The organism is Kitasatospora sp. NPDC056184 (assembly GCF_042268405.1).
Classification (GTDB): Bacteria; Actinomycetota; Actinomycetes; order Streptomycetales; family Streptomycetaceae; genus Kitasatospora.
In genome coordinates this window covers 106021-126739 of the sequence record NZ_JBHJUI010000001.1, presented here as the reverse complement: position 1 = coordinate 126739, position 20719 = coordinate 106021, and the positions used below count along the sequence as shown (strand labels likewise).

The window sequence follows — 20719 nt, the reverse complement described above, 5'->3', positions numbered from 1 at the left end:
CGGGCCAGCCACGCGTCGTTAGCGTTCGAAACGGGAGACGGATCAAGTGACGGACAACACCCAGGGATTGGTGGCCGGTACGCCCATGGCCAGCGAGGAGAAGCTGCTCAGTTACCTCAAGCGGGCCACCACCGACCTGCGGGAGGCGCGCCGGCAGCTGCGCGACAACGAACAGCGCGCCACCGAACCGATCGCCGTCGTCGGCATGGCCTGCCGCTACCCCGGCGGGGTCACCTCGCCGGAGGGGCTGTGGCGGCTGGTCGCCGAGGGCGTGGACGCGGTCGGCACCTTCCCCGGTGACCGCGGCTGGGACCCGGAGCGGTGCTACGACCCGACGGGGGAACGGCCCGGTACGAGCTACGTCGACCAGGGCGGATTCCTCGACGGCGCGGGCGAGTTCGACGCGGAGTTCTTCGGCATCTCGCCGCGCGAGGCACTGACCACGGACCCCCAGCAGCGGCTGCTGCTGGAGGTGTCGTGGGAGGCGCTGGAGCGGGCCGGGATCCGGCCGGGCACGCTGCGCGGCTCGGCGACCGGGGTCTACGCCGGGGTGATGTACCACGACTACCCCGGCAGCACCTGCATCGGCAGCCTGATCTCCGGGCGGGTCTCCTACACCCTGGGCCTGGAGGGCCCGGCGGTGTCGGTGGACACGGCCTGCTCGTCCTCGCTGGTCGGCCTGCACCTCGCGGCGCAGGCGCTGCGCCGGGGCGAGTGCACGCTCGCCCTGGCCGGCGGCGTCGCCGTCATGGGGACGCCGGGCACCTTCATCGACTTCAGCGAGCAGCGCGGCCTGGCGCCCGACGGGCGCTGCAAGGCGTTCGCCGACGCGGCCGACGGAACGGCGTGGGCCGAGGGCGCCGGGATGCTCGTGCTGGAGCGGCTGTCGGACGCGGTGCGCAACGAGCACCGCGTCCTGGCCCTGGTGCGCGGCAGCGCGGTGAACCAGGACGGTGCGTCGAGCGGTTTCAGCGCGCCGAACGGTCCTGCGCAGCAGCGGGTGATCCGGGCGGCGCTGGCGGACGCGGGCCTGGGCACGGGCGACGTGGACGCGGTCGAGGCGCACGGGACCGGGACGACGCTGGGCGACCCGATCGAGGCGCAGGCACTGCTGGCGACGTACGGGCGCGAGCGGGCCGAGGACCGGCCGCTGTGGCTCGGGTCGGTGAAGTCGAACTTCGGGCACACGCAGGCAGCGGCGGGTGTGGCCGGGATCATCAAGATGGTGATGGCCATGCGGCACGGCGTCCTTCCCCGGACCCTGCACGTGGACGCGCCGTCCTCGCACGTGGACTGGTCCAGCGGCGGGGTACGGCTGCTCACCGACGAGGTGGCGTGGCCGACCGGAGAGCGGGTGCGCCGGGCCGGGGTGTCCGCGTTCGGGCTCAGCGGCACCAACGCACACGTGATCGTCGAGGAGCCCGGCGAGTACGCCGCCACCGGCGACGAGCCGCAGGAGCCGGTTGGCGTGCTGGCATGGCCGGTGTCGGCCCGCACGCCTGCGGCACTGCGGGCGCAGGCAGGGCTGCTGCTGGAGCGGGTCGAGGCTGCTTCGGATGCTGAACTACCCCTGATCGGGCGGTCGTTGGCGACGGCGCGCACGCACTTCGAGCAGCGTGCGGTAGTGGTCGGTTCCGGCCGGGAGGAACTCCTGGCGGGTCTGGCGGCGTTGGCGGAGGGTTCCGAGGCGGCGGGTGTCGTGCACGGGACGCACACGGCCGGGCGGACGGCGTTCCTGTTCACCGGCCAGGGCTCGCAACGCGTGGGCATGGGCGCCGAGTTGTCCCGGGCGTTCCCGGTGTTCGCCGCCGCCCTGGACGAGGTCTGCGCCATCCTGGACAAGGGGCTGGAGCGCCCGCTCAAGGACGTCATGTGGTCCCCGTCCGACGAGGGCCTGCTCGACCGGACGGGCTACGCGCAGTGCGCGCTGTTCGCCGTCGAGACGGCCCTGCTGCGGCTGTTCGCGTCCTGGGGCGTCACCCCCGACTACGTCGCCGGACACTCCATCGGCGAACTCGCCGCGGCCCACGCGGCCGGGGTGTGGTCGCTGGAGGACGCCTGCACCCTGGTCGCGGCCCGGGCCCGGCTGATGCAGGCCCTGCCCGCCGGCGGCGCCATGACCGCCATCGTCGCCACCGAGGACGAGGTCCGCGCCGCACTCCAGCCGGGCGTCGACATCGCCGCCGTCAACGGCCCCCGCGCCGTCGTCGTCTCCGGCGACACGGAGGCGGTGGCAAAGGTCGCCGCAGGCTTCGAACGCACCAAGGCCCTCACCGTCTCGCACGCCTTCCACTCCGCCCTCATGGAGCCGATGCTCCAGGAGTTCCGCACCGTCGCCGCCACCCTCACCTACCACGAGCCGACGATCCCCCTGGTCTCCACCCTCACCGGGAAGACCGCCGCCCAAGGCGAGTTGAGCGACCCCGAGTACTGGGTCCGCCAGGTCCGCGAAAGCGTCCGCTTCGCCGACGCCGTCACCACCCTCACCACCACCGGAACGACCCGCCTCCTCGAACTCGGCCCCGACGCCGTCCTCACCGCCATGGCCGCACACAGCACCACCGACGGCGACCAGGCCCTCATCCCCACCCTGCGCAAGAACCGCCCCGAAGAACAGTCCGCCGTCACCGCCCTCGCCGCCCTCCACACCCACGGCACCACCGTCGACTGGACCACCTTCCACCCGGGCACCGGCACCACCGACCTGCCCACCTACCCCTTCCAGCAGCAGCACTACTGGCTGGTGGCCTCCTCCTCGGACGGCGACCCGTCCTCCCTCGGCCTGGAGGCCGTCGACCACCCGCTGCTCGGCGCGGCCACCGTGCTCGCCGACTCCGAGGGGATCGTGCTCTCCGGCCGCCTGTCCACCGCCGCACAGCCCTGGATCGCCGATCACGTGGTCCTGGACACGGTGCTCTTCCCCGGAACCGGGTTCGTCGAACTGGCCCTGCGGGCCGGCTTGGAGACCGGCTGCCCGGCCGTCCGCGAACTGACCCTCCAGGCGCCGCTCGCGGTGCCCGAGCACGGCGCCACCGTCCAGGTGAACGTCCAGGAGCCGGACGCGGACGGCCTGCGCCGGTTCACCGTCCACTCCCGTACCCGCCGTGACGACCGGGCGGGCGACAGCGCCTGGACCCGGCACGCGACCGGGATCCTGGCCCCGGAGGCGGCCGCCGAGCCCGGCGCCGACCTGGTGCAGTGGCCACCGGCCGGTGCCGTGCCGATCGAGTCGGCCGACGGGTACGAGCGGCTGGCCGACGAGGGCTACCGCTACGGCCCGGCGTTCCGCGGCCTGCGGGCCGCCTGGCGCCGCGGCGAGGAGCTGTACGCCGAGGTCGCCCTCCCCGAGACCGGGACCGCCCGCGCCGACGCCGCCCGCTACGGTCTGCACCCGGCGCTGCTCGACGCGGCCCTGCACGTCCAGCTGCTCGCCGACCTGCCCGCCGACCCGTCCGACGAGGGCGGTGCGGCGCCGGTGGTGCCGTTCGCGTGGACCGGCGTCACGCTCGGCACGCCCGGCGCGGCCTCGGTGCGGGTGCGGATCAGCCCGGCCGGTCCGGACACCGTGACCGTGACGGTCGCGGACGGATCCGGTCTGCCGGTGGCCACGGTCCAGGGGCTGGTGGCCCGTCCGCTCGCCGTCGGGCCGTCCGCGCACGGGGTCGGGGACCTGCTGCACCGGCTCCAGTGGGAGGCCGCGCCGGCCCCGTCCGCCGAACCGGCCCCGGAGACCGAGGTCCTGCACGTGTCCGCCTCGGCCGGGACCGATCTGCCCGGCCTGGTGCGCTCGGTCCTGGACGACGTGCTCGCCTCGGTGCAGGCGCACCTCGCCGACGCGTCCGCACCCGCCGCCAGGCTGGCCGTGGTCACCTCCGGCGCGCTCGCGGTCGGCCCGGAGGAGCACGGCGACCCGTGTGCGGCTCCCGTCTGGGGCCTGGTCCGGGCCGCCGAGGCCGAGAACCCGGGGCGCTTCGTCCTGATCGACACGGACGCCGGCACCGGCGGCGGCACCGACGGCGACACCACCGTCGACGCCGAGCTGCTGGACCGGGCCCTGCGCAGCGGCGAGCCCGAACTCGCGATCCGGGCCGGCGCCCTGGTCGTCCCCAGGCTGCGCCGCGCCCCCGAACGGGAGACCGGCCCGGCCGGCTGGGACCCGGACGGCACCGTCCTGATCACCGGCGGCACCGGCGGCCTGGGCGCGCTGCTCGGCCGCCACCTGGTGGCCGAACACGGGGTCCGCCGGCTGCTGCTGACCAGCCGCCGCGGCCCGGACGGCCCCGGCGCCGCCGAGCTGGCCGCCGAGCTGACCGGACTGGGCGCGACCGTGGACGTCGTCGCCTGCGACATCGCCGACCGGGCCGCCGTCGCCGTGCTCCTCGCGGGCGTCCCGGCCGCACACCCGCTGACCGCCGTCGTCCACGCCGCGGGTGTGGTCGACAACGGCCTGCTGGAGACCCTGACCCCCGAGCGCTTCGACACGGTGCTGCGGCCCAAGGCCGACGGCGCCTGGCACCTGCACGAGCTGACCGCGCACCTGGACCTCGCGGCCTTCGTGCTGTTCTCCTCGGCCGCGGGCCTGGTGCTCGGCGCGGGCCAGGCCAACTACGCCGCCGCCAACGCCTTCCTGGACGCCCTGGCCGCGCACCGCCGCGCCGCCGGACGGCCCGCGCTCTCCCTCGCGTGGGGCGCCTGGGCGGCGGACGGCGGCATGGCCGGCGAACTGGACGAGGCGGACCTGCGCCGGCTGCGCCGGCTGGGCCTGCCCCCGATCACCGCCGCCGAGGGCCTGGCGCTCTTCGACGCCGCGCTCGGCGGGACCGACCCGGTGCTCGCCCCGCTCCGCCTGGACGCGGCGGCGCTGCGGGCCCGCACCGACCGGCCGTCCGCCGTGCTGCGCGCGCTCGCCGGCCCGGGACGCCGCGACCGCCCGGCCGAGCCGGGAGCGGACGGCCTGCTGCCGCGCGCCCTGGCCGGGCTGCCCGAGGCGGAGCGCGAGGACTACCTGCTCGGCGTGGTCACCGGCCGGGTCGCCGCGGTGCTCGGGCACGCGTCCGACGCCGCGGTCCGGCCCGACCGGGCCCTGTCCGAACTCGGCTTCGACTCGCTCACCGCGGTCGAACTGCGCAACCAGCTCGGCACGCTCGCCGGCTGCGCCCTGCCGGCCACCCTGGTCTTCGACCATCCGACGCCCGCCGCTCTGGCCCGCCACCTGCGGGACCTGATCGACCCGGCGCCGGCCGACCCGGCCGCGCACGTGCACGCCGAACTCGACCGGCTGGAGGAGCTGCTGGCCGCGGCCGACCCGGCCGGACCGGACCGGACGGCGGTCGCCGCCCGGCTCGAAACCCTGCTGCGCCGCTGGCAGGGGCACGGAACAAGCACCGGCGGCCCCGAAGGCGGGGCGCCGGCACGGAACCTGGCGCAGGCCAGTGACGACGAGCTCTTCGACGTGCTCGACCAGGAGTTGGGGATCCAGTGAGCGGGCCGGGTGCGAAGGGGCGGGGGATGGAAGACCGGAGCACGGTGAATCAGGACACGGGCACGACGGACAAGCTGCGCGACTACCTCAGGCGCGCGACCGCCGATCTGCAGCAGACCAAGCAGCGGCTGCGCGAGGTCGAGGAGGCCGCGGTCGAGCCGATCGCGATCGTCGGCATGGGCTGCCGCTACCCGGGCGGCGTCGACGGGCCGGAGGCACTCTGGGAGCTGGTCGCCCAGGGCCGGGACGCGATCGGCGAGTTCCCCGCCGACCGGGGCTGGGACACCGAGTCGATCTACGACCCCGAGCCCGGGAAGCCGGGCAAGACCTATGTGCGGCAGGGCGGCTTCCTGCCCGGGGCCGGCGGCTTCGACGCCGAGTTCTTCGGCATCAGCCCCAACGAGGCCCGGCGCGCCGACCCGCAGCAGCGGATCCTGCTGGAGGTCTGCTGGGAGGCGATCGAGCGGGCCGGCCTGGACCCGACGACGCTGCACGGCAGCAACACCGGCGTCTACGCGGGCCTGATGTACCACGACTACATCCAGGGCAGCCCCGGCGGCAGCCTGGTCTCCGGCCAGGTGGCGTACAGCCTCGGCCTCCAGGGCCCGGCCATCTCGCTGGACACCGCGTGCTCCTCCTCGCTGGTCGCGACCCACCTGGCCTGCCAGGCGCTGCGCCGCGACGAGGTGGACCTCGCCCTGGCCGGCGGGATCACCGTGATGGGCACCCCGGAGATGTTCGTCGACTTCAGCCGCCAGCGCGGCCTGGCGCCCGACGGGCGCAGCAAGGCCTTCTCCGCGGACGCCGACGGCACCTCCTGGTCCGAGGGCGCCGGCGTGCTGGTGCTCGAACGGCTCTCCGACGCGCGCCGCCACGGCCACCGGGTGCACGCGGTGATCCGCGGCTCGGCGATGAACCAGGACGGGGCCAGCAACGGCATCACCGCGCCCAACGGTCCCGCGCAGGTCCGGGTGCTGCGCGCGGCGCTGGCCGCGGCGGGCCTGACCCCCGCCGAGGTGGACGCGGTCGACGCCCACGGCACCGGCACCACGCTGGGCGACCCGATCGAGGCGCAGTCCCTGATCGAGGTCTACGGGCGGCGCACCGAGCCGCTGCGCCTCGGCTCGGTCAAGTCCAACCTCGGGCACCCGCAGGCCGCGGCCGGCGTCGCCGGGATCATCAAGATGGTGCTGGCGATGGAGCACGGCGTCCTCCCCCGGACCCTGCACCTGGCCGAGCCGACCCCGCACGTGGACTGGTCGGCCGGCGCGGTGCGGCTGCTCGCCGAGAACGAGGACTGGCCCGAGCTCGGCCGGCCGCGCCGGGCCGCGGTCTCCTCCTTCGGGATCAGCGGGACCAACGCGCACGTCGTCCTGGAGCAGGCCGTCGAGCCGGAGCCCGGGACCGACGAGGAGCCCGCCGCCGACCCCCGGGTCGTCCCGTTCGCACTGGGCGCCAAGACGCCCGCGGCGCTGGCGGCGGCCGCCGGCCGGCTGGCCGGCCACCTGCGGGCCCGTCCCGGGCTCGCGCTCGCCGACCTCGGCCGCTCGCTGGCCACCGGCCGGTCCGCGTTCGAGCACCGGGCCGTACTCGTCGGCCGGGACCGGTCGCAGCTGCTGGAGGCGCTCGACGCGCTGGCCGACGGCCGCCCGCGGGCCGGGACCGTCACCGGGAGCGCCGGACTCACCGGCCGGACGGCGTTCGTGTTCTCCGGTCAGGTCTCCCCCGGGCTCGCCGGGCTCGCCGGGCCCGGCGCCGCGGCCGGCCTGCTGGACGGCTCCGCGGTCTTCGCCGACCGGGTGGCCGCCTGCGACCGGGAGCTCGCGCCGCTGCTCGGCTGGTCGGTCTCCGACGTGCTGCGCGGCACCGAGGGCGCGCCCTCGGCCGACCTGCCGGAGGTCGCGCACCCGGTCCGCTGGACGGTGCAGGTCGCGCTGGCCGCGCTCTGGCGGGCCCACGGCGTCGAGCCGGACGCGGTCGTCGGGCACGGCCCGGGCGAGGTCGCCGCGGCGACGGTCGCCGGACTGCTGTCGCTGGCCGAGGGCGCACGGGCCGCGGCCTCGCTGGGCCGCGCCGACGGACCGGGCCTGCCCGACCGCCCCGCGCCGGCCGAGGACACCGACCCGGCCACGCGCCGCCCCGCGGTGTACTCCACCGCGCTCGGCGGCCGGCTGGACCTGGACACCACCGGGACCGGGGCGTGGCTCGCCGCGCTCGGCGACGCGGCGGACCCGGCACCGGTGCTCAAGGAGCTCGCCGAGCGCGGCCACCGCGCCTTCCTCGCCGTCGGTCCTGACCCGGAGCTCACCGCCCTGGTGCGGGAGACGCTCGCGGCCCTCGACCACGAGGCCGTGGTCGTCGGGGCGCCCGGCCCGGACGGCGACCCGGTCGCCGCGCTGGAGCGGTTCGCGCTCACGGCGGCCGAGCTGCACGTCAGCGGCTTCACCGCGGACTGGGCCGCGTTCTTCCCGCACGGCCGCACCGTCGACCTGCCCACCTACCCGTTCCAGCACACGTCCTACTGGACGACGCCGGAGCCGTTCGGCGCGCCGGCGGCCCCGGAGGCCGCGGCGGGCTCGCTGCGGTACCGGGTGCGGTGGGCCCCGGTCGCCGAACTGCCCGAGCCCGCGCTGTCCGGCGTCTGGCTGGTCGCGGCCGACGACCGCGCGCCGGCGGCGGAGCAGGTCGTCGAGGCGCTCACCGCGCACGGCGCCGAGGTCGTCCGGCTGACGGTGGACGCCGCCGGGGCCGACCGGGCCGAGCTGGCCGCGCGGATCACCGGACTCCTCGGCGAGGAGCGGCCCGCGGGCGTGCTCTCGCTGACGGCCCTGGCCGGACCGGAGGAGGCGCCGGAGGTCCCCGCGCCGGGCGTCACCGCGACGATCCCGCTGCTGCAGGCCGTCCTCGACGCCGGGATCACCGCGCCGTTCTGGTGCGTGACCCGGTCCGGCGCGGCCGTCGGGGACGGCGAGGACGTCGACCCCTCGGCCGCCGCGCTGTGGGGCGCGGGCACCGTGCTCGCCCTCGACCTGCCGGCCGTCTGGGGCGGTCTGATCGACCTTCCGGCGGACCCCGGACCGGAGGCGGCCGGCCTGCTCTGCGCGGTCCTCACCGGCCGGGCCGAGGAGGACCAGGTCGCCGTCCGCGGCGCCCGGGCCTACGCCCGGCGCCTGGTCCCCGCCCCGCTGGACGCGAACGGGCCGGGGACGGCCGACGACTGGCGGCCGAGCGGCACGGTGCTGGTCACCGGCGGCACCGGTGCCATCGGCGCGGCCGTCGCCCGCCGGCTGGCCCGCTCCGGTGCCGGCCACCTCGTGCTGGCCGGCCGGCGCGGCCCGGACGCCCCCGGCGCGGCCGAGCTGGCGGCCGAACTGACCGCGCTGGGCGCCACCGTGACCGTGGCGGCCTGCGACGTCACCGACGGCGGGGCGGTGGCCGAGCTGGTCGCCGGCCTCCCGGAGCTGACCGCCGTGGTGCACGCCGCCGGGCAGCTGCCCGCGGAGACCGCGCCCACCGACCTGACGCCGCGGGAGTTCGCCCGGGCCACCCGGGCCAAGATCGCCGGTGCCCACCACCTGGACCGGGTGCTCGGCGACCGCCCGCTGGAGGCCTTCGTGCTGTTCGGCTCCGGCGCGGCCGTCTGGGGCACCGCGGGCCGCGCCCCGTACGCGGCCGGGAACGCCTACCTCGACGGCCTGGCCCAGCGGCGCCGGGCCCGCGGGGTGACGGCCACCTCGATCGCGTGGGGCACCTGGGCCGGCGGCGGCATGGTCGACGCCGAGGCGGACGACCACCTGCGGCACATCGGCCTGGCCTCGCTGGAGCCCGGGGCGGCGCTCGACGAGCTGTGGCGGGCCCTGGGCCAGGACGAGAGCCACCTGGTGGTCGCCGACATCGACTGGACCAGGTTCGCCCCGGTCTACGCCGCGGCCCGGCCCCGGCCGCTGCTGCGCGAACTGCCGGACGCCGTCCGCGCCCTGGCGGGCGGGGACCCGGCCGACGGGCCGTCCGCGGACGGCCCGGTCCTGGCCGACCGGCTGACCGGCCGGGCCGGGCCGGAGCGCTCCCGGATCGTGCTGGGCGTGGTCCGCGAGCAGGCGGCCGCGGTGCTCGGCCACGAGGGGGCCGGCGCGGTCGAACCCGGCCGCACCTTCAAGGACCTCGGCTTCGACTCGGTGTCCGCGGTCGAGTTCCGCAACCGGCTCAGCGCCGCGGCGGGCGTGCGGCTGCCGGCCACCATCGTGTTCGACCACGCCAACCCCAGGGCGCTGGCCGAGTTCATCGAGGCGGAGCTGGCCGACCTGGCCCCCGGGGGTGCGGCGGCGGTGTCCGCCGAACTCGACCGGCTGGAGGCCCTGGTCGCCGGGCTCGCCCCGGAGGAGGCCGCGCGGGCCGGGCTCGGCGCCCGGCTCCAGGCACTGGCCGCCCGACTGGGCGGCGCGGGCGGCCTGCCGGGCGGTTCGCCCGGCGGCTCCCAGGACGCCGGAGGCGCCGGCCCCGAGCTGGCCCTCGTGCTCGAATCCGCAAGCGCGGAAGACCTGTTCAACCTGCTGGACAAAGAGCTCGGATCGAGCGGAAACGGCGAGGGTTTCTGATGGCTGAGGAAGCAAAGCTGCTCGACTACCTCAAGCGGGCGACCGCCGAGTTGCACGAGACCCGCAGCCGGCTGCGCGAGGTCGAGGCGGCGGACCGGGAGCCGGTCGCGATCGTCGCGATGAGCTGCCGGTACCCCGGGGACGTGCGCTCCCCCGAGGACCTGTGGCAGCTGGTGTCGACCGGGACCGACGCGGTCGGCCCGTTCCCGGCCGACCGCGGCTGGGACGGCTCGCTGTACGACGCCGACCCGGACCACCCCGGCACCAGCTACGTCAACGAGGGCGGCTTCTTCCACGGCGCGCCCGAGTTCGACGCCGGCCTGTTCGGGATCTCCCCGCGCGAGGCGCTGACCATGGACCCGCAGCAGCGCCTGATGCTCGAACTGGCCTGGGAGGCCTTCGAGCGGGCCGGCCTGGCCCCGAGCGGGCTGGCCGGGCAGCGGGTCGGGGTGTTCCTCGGCAGCGGCAGCCAGGACTACTACGAGGACCTGGCGCCCGGTGCGGTGGCCGCGGTCATCGACGACTACCTGAGCACCGGCAACGCCGCCTCGGTGATCTCCGGCCGGGTGGCCTACGCGTTCGGTCTTGAGGGCCCCGCGCTCACCGTGGACACCGCGTGCTCCTCCTCGCTGGTCGCCCTGCACCTGGCCGTCCAGGCGCTGCGCCGCCGCGAGTGCACGATGGCCCTGGCCGGCGGCGTGATGGTGATGTCCGCCCCGGGCCCGTTCATCGCCTTCAGCAAGCAGCGCGGGCTGGCCCCGGACGGCCGCTGCAAGGCCTTCGCCGAGGGCGCCGACGGCACCGGCTGGGCCGAGGGCGCCGGCACCCTGCTGCTGGAGCGGCTCAGCGACGCCCGGCGCAACGGCCACCAGGTGCTCGCCGTGATCCGCGGCAGCGCGGTCAACTCCGACGGCGCGTCCAACGGCCTCACCGCCCCCAACGGCCCGTCCCAGCAGCGCGTGATCCGCCAGGCGCTGGCCGACGCGGGCCTGGCGGCCGCCGAGGTCGACGCGGTCGAGGGCCACGGCACCGGCACCGTGCTCGGCGACCCGATCGAGATCCAGGCGCTGCTCGCCACCTACGGCAGGGAGCGCACCGACGGGCGCCCGCTGTGGCTCGGCTCGATCAAGTCCAACATCGGGCACGCCCAGGCCGCGGCCGGCGTCGGCGGCGTGATCAAGATGGTCGAGGCGATGCGCCACGGCGTGCTGCCGCAGACCCTGCACGCCGCGAAGCCGTCCGAGCGCGTCGACTGGTCCGCCGGGAACGTGCGGCTGCTGTCCGCCCGGCGGGCGTGGCCGCAGACCGGTGCGCCGCGCCGGTCCGCGGTCTCCTCCTTCGGCGTGAGCGGGACCAACGCGCACATCGTCCTGGAGCTGCCCGAGCCCGCCCCGGCCGCCGCCGGGGGCACGGCGGAGCAGGCCGGCTGGCCGGGCGCGGCGCCCGTCCCGTGGCCGCTCGGCGGACACGGCGAGGACGCGCTGCGGGCCCAGGCCGGACGGCTGCTGGCCCACCTGGACGCGCACCCCGGGGCCGACCCGGTCGACCTCGGCTTCTCCCTGGCGACCGGCCGGGCCCCGCTGGACCGCCGGGCCGTGGTGCTCGCCGGCCGCGGGCCCGAGGGCCGGGCCGAGGCCCGCGCCGCGCTGGCCGCCCTGGCCGACGGCAGCGCCGTGGTGCACGGCGCGGCCGACCCGGGGCTGACCGCCTTCCTGTTCTCCGGCCAGGGCGCCCAGCACGTGGGCATGGGCAAGGGCCTGTACGAGACCTTCCCGGTGTTCGCGGCGGCCTTCGACGAGGTGTGCGCCGGCTTCGAACTCGACCAGCCGCTGCGCACGGTGGTGTTCGGCAAGCCCCGGCTGCTGAACCAGACCCGGTACACCCAGCCCGCGCTGTTCGCCGTCGAGGTCGCCCTCTACCGCCTGGTCGAGTCCTGGGGCCTGACCCCGGACCTGCTGCTGGGCCACTCCGTCGGCGAACTCGCCGCCGCGCACGTGGCCGGGGTGCTGTCGCTCGCCGACGCCTGCACCCTGGTCGCCGCCCGCGGCCGGCTGATGCAGGACCTCCCGGGCGGCGGCGCGATGGTCGCCGTCCAGGCCACCGAGGAGGAGGTCGGCGAGCTGCTGACCGACGGCGTGAGCCTGGCCGCCGTCAACGGCCCGCGCTCGGTGGTGCTCTCCGGTGACGAGGAGCCGACCCTGAAGATCGCCGCGCACTTCGGCGAGCAGGGCCGCAAGACCGTCCGCCTCAAGGTCTCGCACGCGTTCCACTCCGCCCGGATGGACCCGATGCTCGCCGAGTTCCGCGAGGTCGCCGCCGGGCTGACGTACCACGCGCCGGCCCTCACCCTGGTCTCCGGGCTCACCGGCCGGGTGGCCGGGGCCGAGGAGCTCGCCGACCCGGACTACTGGGTGCGGCAGGTGCGCGACACCGTGCGCTTCCACGACGGGGTGCGGCGGCTGGAGGCCGAGGGCGCGACCCGGTTCGCCGAGATCGGGCCGGACAGCGTGCTGATCGCGCCCGCCCAGGAGACCCTGGCCGACGCGGCCGGCCCGGCCGCGCTGGTGCCCGTGCTGCGCAAGGACCGCGACGAGCCGGCCACCCTGCTGGCGGCCGTCGCCCGACTCCACGTCAGCGGCGCCGAGGTGGACTGGGCGGCGCTGTTCGCGGGCAGCGGTGCCCGGCGCACCGAGCTGCCGACCTACGCCTTCCAGCGCCGGCGCTACTGGCTGGACGCCCGCGGCGGCGCGGGCGGCTCGGCCACGGTGGCGGCGGCGGGCCTGGCCGCGGCCGGCTACGGCGGCGGGGAGCACCCGCTGCTGGGCGCCGCCGTCGTGCTGGCCGACACCGACGGCGCGGTGATGACCGGCCGGCTGTCGGTCGAGGCCCAGCCCTGGCTCGCCGACCACGTGCTCGGCGGCGTCGCGACCGTCCCCGGCACCGCGTTCGTCGAACTGGCCGTGCGGGCCGGCGACCTGGTCGGCTGCGGCCGGGTCGAGGAGCTCACCCTCAGCAGCCCGCTGGTGGTGCCCGCCGGGACGGGCGTCCAGCTGCAGGTCGCGGTCGACGCCCCGGACGCCACCGGGCGCCGGGCGCTGACCGTGTACGCGCAGCCCGAGGAGTCCGACGGCTCCGGCCCGGGTCCGGACTGGACCCTGCACGCCACCGGCCTGCTCGCCCCGGCGGTCGGCGCCCCGCAGGCCACGGCAACCGCCTGGCCGCCGAGCGCGGCGCAGCCGGTCGCGCTGGACGGGCTCTACGAGGCCTTCGCCGGGTCCGGGATCGACTACGGGCCCGCGTTCCGCGCGCTGAGCGCGGTGTGGCGGCAGGGCGAGGAGATCTTCGCCGAGGTCCGGCTGCCCGAGAGCGAGGCGCAGCGGGCCGGTGCGTTCGGCCTGCACCCCGCGGCCCTGGACGCGGCCACCCACGCGCTGCGCGCGGTCGGCGACGCCGCGGACGGCGCGGACGGCGGCGACGGCTCGGACCAGGGGCGGATGCCGTTCTCCTGGTCCGGCGTCCAACTGGCCGCCACCGGCGCCACGGTGCTGCGGGTCCGCTTCACCCCGGCCGGCGCCGACGCGTTCGCCGTCGAGGTGACCGACCCGGCCGGCGGCCTGGTGGCCTCGATCGACTCGGTCGCCTTCCGCCCGCTGGTGCTGCCCTCGGCCACCGTTGCCGCGCCGCTGTACCGCCTGGAGTGGCGGCCGCTGCCCGCCTCGGCGGACCGGCCGGGCCCGGCGGACCGGCACGCGCTCTTCTCCACCACCGCCGGCGCTGACGCCGAGGCCGTGCACGCCGCCACCGCGGAGGCGCTGCGCGCCGTGCAGGAGCGGCTGTCCGACGACTCCGCCGACGCCCCGGTCCTGGTGGTGCTCACCCGCGGCGCGCTGTCCGTCGACGGCGAGGACGTCACCGACCCGGCCGGTGCCGCGGTCTGGGGACTGGTCAGGTCGGCCCAGGCCGAGCACCCCGGCCGGTTCGTCCTGCTCGACGTGGACGCGGACTCGGACCTCGACGCCCTGCTGCCCGCGGTGCTGGCCTCGGGCGAGCCGCAGGTGGCGCTGCGCGCCGGTGCGGCCCGGGTGGCCCGGCTGGCCCGGCTGCCCCGGCCGACTGACCCGGCGGTCCCGCCCTTCGACCCGGAGGGCACCGTCCTGGTGACCGGCGCCTCCGGTGCGCTCGGCGCCGTGCTGGCCCGCCACCTGGTGGCCGAGCACGGCGTGCGCCGGCTGCTGCTGCTGAGCCGCGGCGGCCCGGAGGCGCTGGCCGGCCTGAGCGCCGAGCTGACCGCCGCGGGCGCCGAGGTCGACGCGGTGGCCTGTGACGTCGCCGACCGCGAGGACCTCGCCGCCGCCCTGGCGACCGTGCCCGCCGCGCACCCGCTGACCGCGGTGGTGCACGCCGCCGGCGTGCTCGACGACGGTGTCGTCACGGCCCTGACGCCGGAGCGGACCTCGGCGGTGCTGCGTCCCAAGGTGGACGGCACGATCAACCTGCACGCCCTGACCGAGGGGGCGGACCTGGCCGCGTTCGTGCTGTTCTCCTCGGTCTCCGGTGTGCTCGGCGCGCCCGGCCAGGCGAACTACGCCGCCGCCAACAGCTTCCTGGACTCCTTCGCCGCCCACCGCCGCGCCCTCGGCCTGCCGGCGCTCTCGCTGGCCTGGGGCCAGTGGGAGCAGCCCGGCGGCATGGCCGGTACCGGCCGGACGGTCGGCACCGCGGCGCTGGCCGCGCTGTCCACCGGGGAGGGCCTGGCCCTGTTCGACGCGGCGCTCGGCACCGGACTGGCCGCGCTGGTCCCGGTCAAGCCGAACGCCGCGGTGCTCCGCGACCGCGCCGCCGCGCTGCCCCGGCCGCTGCTGGACCTGGCCGGCCCCGGTCGGCTGCGGACCGCGGCCGGGACCGGCGAGGGTGACACCCCGTTCGGCCGGACCCTGGCCGCGCTGCCCGAGGCCGACCGGGCGGCGGCCGCCCTGGACCTGGTCCGCGCGCAGGCGGCGGCGGTGCTCGGCTACGGCTCGGCGGCGGACGTCGAACCCGCCGGCCAGTTCCAGCAGCTCGGCTTCGACTCGCTGACCGCGGTGGAGCTGCGCAACAACCTCAACGCGGCCACCGGGCTGCGGCTGCCGGCGACGCTGGTCTTCGACTACCCGACCCCGGCCGCCCTCGCCGAGCACCTGCTGAGCGAGACGTCCGGGACGGTCGCGGCGGTGGCGGCCCAGCAGAACCACCACGACGAGCCGATCGCGATCGTCGGCATGGCCTGCCGCCTGCCCGGCGGGGTCGGCTCCCCGGCGGACCTGTGGCGGCTGGTGTCCGAGGGCACCGACGCCATCGGCCCCTTCCCCGCCGACCGCGGCTGGGACCTGGGCGCGCTGCACGACCCGGAGGGTCTGCGTCCCGGCACCACCTCGGTCACCGAGGGCGGATTCCTCTACGACGCGGGCGACTTCGACCCGGCGTTCTTCGGCGTCCCGCCCAAGGAGGCGGCCCTGGTCGACCCGCAGCAGCGCCTGCTGCTGGAGGCGTCCTGGGAGGCGCTGGAGCGGGCCGGCATCGACCCGTCGCAGCTCAAGGGCAGCGCGACCGGCGTGTACGCGGGCGTCCAGTTCCACGACTACGTCGGCAGCAACAGCACCGGCTCGATCGTGACCGGCCGGGTCGCCTACACGCTCGGCCTGGAGGGCCCGGCGGTCAGCGTCGACACGGCGTGCTCCTCCTCGCTGGTCGCGCTGCACTGGGCCGGCCAGGCGCTGCGCAGCGGCGAGTGCTCGCTGGCCCTGGCCGGCGGCGTCACCGTGATGGCGACGCCGGAGACCTTCGTCGAGTTCAGCCGGCAGGGCGGTCTGGCCGCGGACGGCCGGTGCAAGGCCTTCTCGGCGGACGCCGACGGCACCGCCTGGGCCGAGGGCGTGGGCATGCTCGTCCTGGAGCGGCTCTCCGACGCCCGGCGCAACGGTCACCCGGTGCTCGCCCTGGTCCGCGGCTCGGCGGTGAACCAGGACGGCATGTCCAACGGTCTGACCGCGCCGAACGGCCCCGCCCAGCAGCGGGTGATCCGCCAGGCGCTGGCCAACGCGGGCCTGACCGCGGCCGACGTGGACGCCGTCGAGGCGCACGGCACCGGCACCCGGCTCGGCGACCCGATCGAGGCCCAGGCCCTGCTGGCCACCTACGGCGCGGAGCTGCCCGCCGACCGGCCGCTGCGGGTCGGTTCGGTGAAGTCGAACATCGGCCACGCCCAGGCCGCGGCGGGCGCCGCCGCGGTGATCAAGATGGTGCTCGCGCTGGGCCACGAGGAGCTGCCGCGCACGCTGCACGTGTCGGAGCCCTCGCCCGAGGTCGACTGGTCGGCCGGCCACGTCAGCCTGCTGGCCGAGCCGGTCACCTGGCCCCGCAACGGCCGGGTCCGCCGGGCCGGTGTCTCCTCCTTCGGCATCAGCGGCACCAACGCCCATGTGATCATCGAGGAACCGCCCGCCGTCGCACCCGTGCCGGAGCCCGAGCAGGCGGCTCCCGCGGTCGTCGCCTGGCCGGTCTCCGCGCGGACCCCGGCGGCGCTGCGCGGCCAGGCCGAGCGGCTGCTGTCCTTCCTCGACGAGAGCACGGACCAGGACCTCGCGTCGGTCGGCCACTCGCTGGCGTGCACCCGGTCCGCGTTCGCGCACCGGGCGGTGCTGGTCGGGACCAAGCGGGGCGACTTCCTGCGCGGCCTGATGGCCCTGGCCGACGGCGAGGAGACCCCGGGCCTGGTCACCGGTTCGGCCTCGGCGGCCGGCCGGAGCGCGGTGCTCTTCTCCGGGCAGGGCTCCCAGCGGATCGGCATGGGGTCGGGCCTGTACGCGGCCTCCCCGGTGTTCGCCGCCGCGTTCGACGAGGTCTGCGCCGCGCTGGACCCGCACCTGGACCGCCCGCTGGGCGAGGTCCTCGCGGGCGACCAGGGGACGCTGAACCGGACCGAGTACGCGCAGGCGGCGCTGTTCGCCGTCGAGGTCGCGCTGTACCGCCTGGCCGAGTCCCTCGGCCTGCGCCCCGACTTCCTCGCCGGGCACTCGGTCGGCGAGCTCGCGGCGGCGCACGTCGCCGGGGTGTGGTCGCTGGACGACGCGGCCCGGCTGGTGGCCGCGCGCGGCCGGCTGATGCAGGCGCTGCCGGCCGGCGGGGCGATGATGGCGATCGCCGCGACCGAGGCCGAGGTGCGGGCCGCGCTCGTCCCGGGCGTGGACGTCGCGGCGGTCAACGGCCCGGCCTCGATCGTCGTCTCGGGTGCCGAGGACGCGGTGTTCGCGGTGGGCGCGGGCTTCGGCCGCTCCAAGCTGCTGGCCGTCTCGCACGCCTTCCACTCGGCCCTGATGGAGCCGATGCTGGAGGAGTTCCGCGAGGTCGCGCGGAGCATCTCCTACGCGCCGCCGCGGATCCCGGTGGTGTCCAACCTCACCGGCCGGCTCGCCGGTGAGGACGAGCTGGTGGACCCGGAGTACTGGGTGCGCCACGTCCGGGAGGCGGTCCGCTTCGCGGACGGCGTCAGCACCCTGCGGGAGCAGGGCGTGACCCGGTTCGTCGAGCTCGGCCCGGACGCCACGCTGACCGCGCTCGCCGGCGAGACCCTCGGCGACGAGGGCGTCGAGGGCGCGGTCCTCACCCCGCTGCTGCGCAAGGACCAGGACGACCTGCGGGCGCTGTGGTCCGGCCTCGCGGCGCTGCACGTCCACGGCCTGTCCCCGGACTGGGCCGCGGTGTACCGGGGCGTCGGGCTCACGCCCGGCATCGTCGAGCTGCCGACCTACCCCTTCCAGCGCAAGCGCTACTGGTACCAGGGCGCCGGCGGCGGCGTCGGCGGCGAGCAGGGCGGCACGCACCCGCTGGTCGGCGCGGCGACCGAACTGGCCGGCGACGGCGGCCTGCTGCTCACCGGGCGGCTGTCGCTGGGCACGCACGCCTGGCTGGCCGACCACGAGGTGTCCGGGGCCGTGGTCTTCCCCGGCACCGGCTTCGTCGAGCTGGCCCTGCACGCGGGCGAGCAGGTCGGCCTGGACCGGCTCGACGAGCTGGTCCTGGAAGCCCCGCTGATCATGCCGGGGGCGGACGGCGTCCGGATCCAGTGCGCCGTGGGCGCACCGGGCCGCGACGGCGGCCGCACCGTCACCGTCCACTCGCGGGCGGAGGGCGGCCCGGCCGGCCGGCCCTGGATCCGGCACGCGACCGGGCTGCTGGCCCGCGGCGGCGCGAAGCCGTCCTTCGACCTGGCGGCGTGGCCGCCGAGCGGGGCCGAGCCGGTGTCCCTGGACGGGCGGTACGAGCAGCTGGCCGAGGCGGGACTCGCCTACGGTCCGGCCTTCCGCGGCCTGCGCGCCGCTTGGAAGCGCGGCGGCGAGGTCTTCGCCGAGGTCGGGTTCGACCCGTCGGCGCCGGTCGACCCGGACGGGTTCGGCCTGCACCCGGCGGTGCTCGACGCGGCGCTGCACGCGATCGGCCTGAGCCGGGCCGGGAGCGGCGAGCCCGTGCTGCCGTTCTCCTGGGAGCAGGTGGAGCTGCACGCCGTCGGCGCGTCCGGCCTGCGGGTCCACGTCCGGCCGACCGGCACCGGCACCGCCGCCCTGGACGTGGCGGACGCGACCGGGCAGCCGGTCGCCTCGATCGGCTCGCTGGTGCTGCGGCCCGCGGCCGCGCTGACCCGGCCGCCCGCGGCGGCCGTCGGCGCCGACGCGATGTACCGCCTCGCCTGGCAGCCGGCGGACGCGGCGGCGGCCGGCGGCACCGCCGGCTGGGCCGTGGTCGGCGCCGACCCCTGGGGTCTGGCCGCCGCTCTCGGGATCGACGTCCGGCCCGACCTGGAGGCGGCGGTCGGCCTCGGCACCCTGGTCGTCCCCGTGGGCGAGGAGGCGGCCACCGGGGCCGCGGCCGAGCCGGCGGAGGCCGTCCGGACCGCCGTGCACCGCATGCTGGGCTTCCTCCAGCGGTGGCTGGCCGACGAGCGCTTCGCCTCCTCCCGGCTCCTCGTCGTCACCCGCGACGCGCAGGACTGCGGGGACGGGGCGCCCCGGGACCTGGCCGGCGCGGCGGTGGCGGGCCTGGTGCGCTCCGCGCAGGCGGAGCACCCGGACCGGATCGTCCTGGTCGACCTGGACGCGGTGCCGACCGCGGCCGACCGGCTCGCCGCCGCGGCGGCGGGCGCGGAACCGCAGACCGCCGTCCGGGCCGGCGCCCTGCTGGCCCCGCGGATCGAGGCCGTCTCCCCCGCCGAGGCGGGCCCGGCCGACGGACCGGTCTGGGACCCCGACGGCACCGTGCTGATCACCGGCGGCACCGGCGCCCTCGGCCGCGCGGTGGCCGGACACCTCGCCGCCCGGCACGGCGTGCGCCACCTGCTCCTGGTCGGCCGGCGCGGTGCCGACGCACCCGGCGCGGACGAGCTCCGGGCGCAGCTCGCGGGCCTGGGCGCCACGGCCTCACTGGTCGCCTGCGACGTCGCCGACCGCGACGCGCTGGCCGGCCTGCTCGCGGGGATCCCGGCCGACCGGCCGCTGCGCGGCGTGGTGCACGCGGCCGGCGTGATCGACGACGCCGTGATCGCCTCGCTCACCCCGGAGCGGGTGGACACGGTGCTGCGTCCGAAGGTGCGGGCCGCGGCGAACCTGCACGCGCTCACCGCGGACCTGGACCTGACCTCCTTCGTGCTGTTCTCCTCGGCCTCCGGCGTGCTCGGCGCACCGGGCCAGGGCAGCTACGCGGCGGCCAACGCGTTCCTCGACGCGCTGGCGGCGGACCGGCGCGCGGCCGGCCTGCCGGGCACGTCGCTGGCCTGGGGCGTGTGGGAGCAGACCGACGGCGCGGGCATGGCCTCCGGGCTGAGCGAGTCGGACCTGCGCCGGATCGCCGAGTCCGGGGTGGGCGCGCTGACGGTGGACCAGGGGCTGGCCCTGTTCGACCTGGCCGGCGAGCTGGCCGACCCGGTCCTGCTGCCGGTCAACCTGGACCGCGCCGTCCTCGACCGCGCGGGCGACGAACTGCCCGTGCTGCTGCGCGGCCTGGTCCGCGGCGGCACCGCGAAGCGGGTCGCGGGCGAGGCGGAGCCGGAGGCCGGGGCGGGCTCGCTGCGCGAGCGCCTCGCCGCGATGCCGGCGCCCAAGCGCGGGCCCGCCCTGCTGGAGCTGGTCCGCACCCAGGCGGCGACGATCCTCGGCTACGCCGACCCGCAGGAGGTCCCGGCCGACCGGGCCTTCAGCGAGCTCGGCTTCGACTCCCTGTCGGCGATGGGTCTGCGCAACAAGCTGACGATCGTCACCGGTCTGAAGCTGCCGACCAGTCTGATCTTCGACTACCCGAACGCCCAGGTCCTGGCCGACCACCTGGCCACGGAACTGGTGCCGCAGGAGGAGGAGAGCGGCGAGGAGGCGCTCACCGACGAGAAGGTCGCGGAGATCCTCGGCTCCATCCCGCTGTTCCGGCTCCGCGACGCGGGCCTGCTGGACAGCCTCCTGGAGCTGGCCGGCGTCCGGGCCCCGCGGACCGGGGAGGCGGCCTCCGCCGACGGCGAGCCGTCGACGGCCGGTTCGTCCGCCTCGATCGACGAGATGGACAGCGAGGCGCTGATCAACCTGGTCATGGGCGGTGCCACCGACCTGGACTGACGGCGGGTGCG

General features: G+C 77.2%; 3 protein-coding genes. All 3 read left to right on the top strand.

Going from position 1 to position 20719, the window contains the following annotated elements; genetic code table 11:
- Positions 1-85 precede the first annotated feature (85 nt).
- Genes ACFC0B_RS00445 through ACFC0B_RS00435 form a run of 3 tightly spaced genes read left to right on the top strand, consistent with a single transcriptional unit; the run spans position 86 to position 20708 of the window.
- Positions 86-5482, top strand: a complete 5397-nt coding sequence (locus ACFC0B_RS00445; RefSeq protein WP_376082301.1) for an SDR family NAD(P)-dependent oxidoreductase — start codon at positions 86-88, stop codon at positions 5480-5482.
- Positions 5479-10077 carry an SDR family NAD(P)-dependent oxidoreductase gene (locus ACFC0B_RS00440; protein WP_376080082.1) on the top strand — a complete coding sequence of 1533 codons (4599 nt, stop codon included), beginning with the start codon at positions 5479-5481 and terminating at the stop codon, positions 10075-10077. The genes ACFC0B_RS00445 and ACFC0B_RS00440 overlap by 4 nt, the downstream gene beginning before the upstream one ends.
- Entirely contained in the window at positions 10077-20708 is a 10632-nt protein-coding gene (locus ACFC0B_RS00435; RefSeq protein ID WP_376080079.1) for an SDR family NAD(P)-dependent oxidoreductase, read from the top strand. The genes ACFC0B_RS00440 and ACFC0B_RS00435 overlap by 1 nt, the downstream gene beginning before the upstream one ends.
- The last annotated feature ends 11 nt before the right edge of the window (positions 20709-20719 follow it).

Coding starts and splice junctions, on each gene's coding strand:
- ACFC0B_RS00435 (WP_376080079.1), top strand. CDS start 10,077: ATGGCTGAGGAAGCAAAGCTGCTCGACTACCTCAAGCGGGCGACCGCC.
- ACFC0B_RS00445 (WP_376082301.1), top strand. CDS start 86: ATGGCCAGCGAGGAGAAGCTGCTCAGTTACCTCAAGCGGGCCACCACC.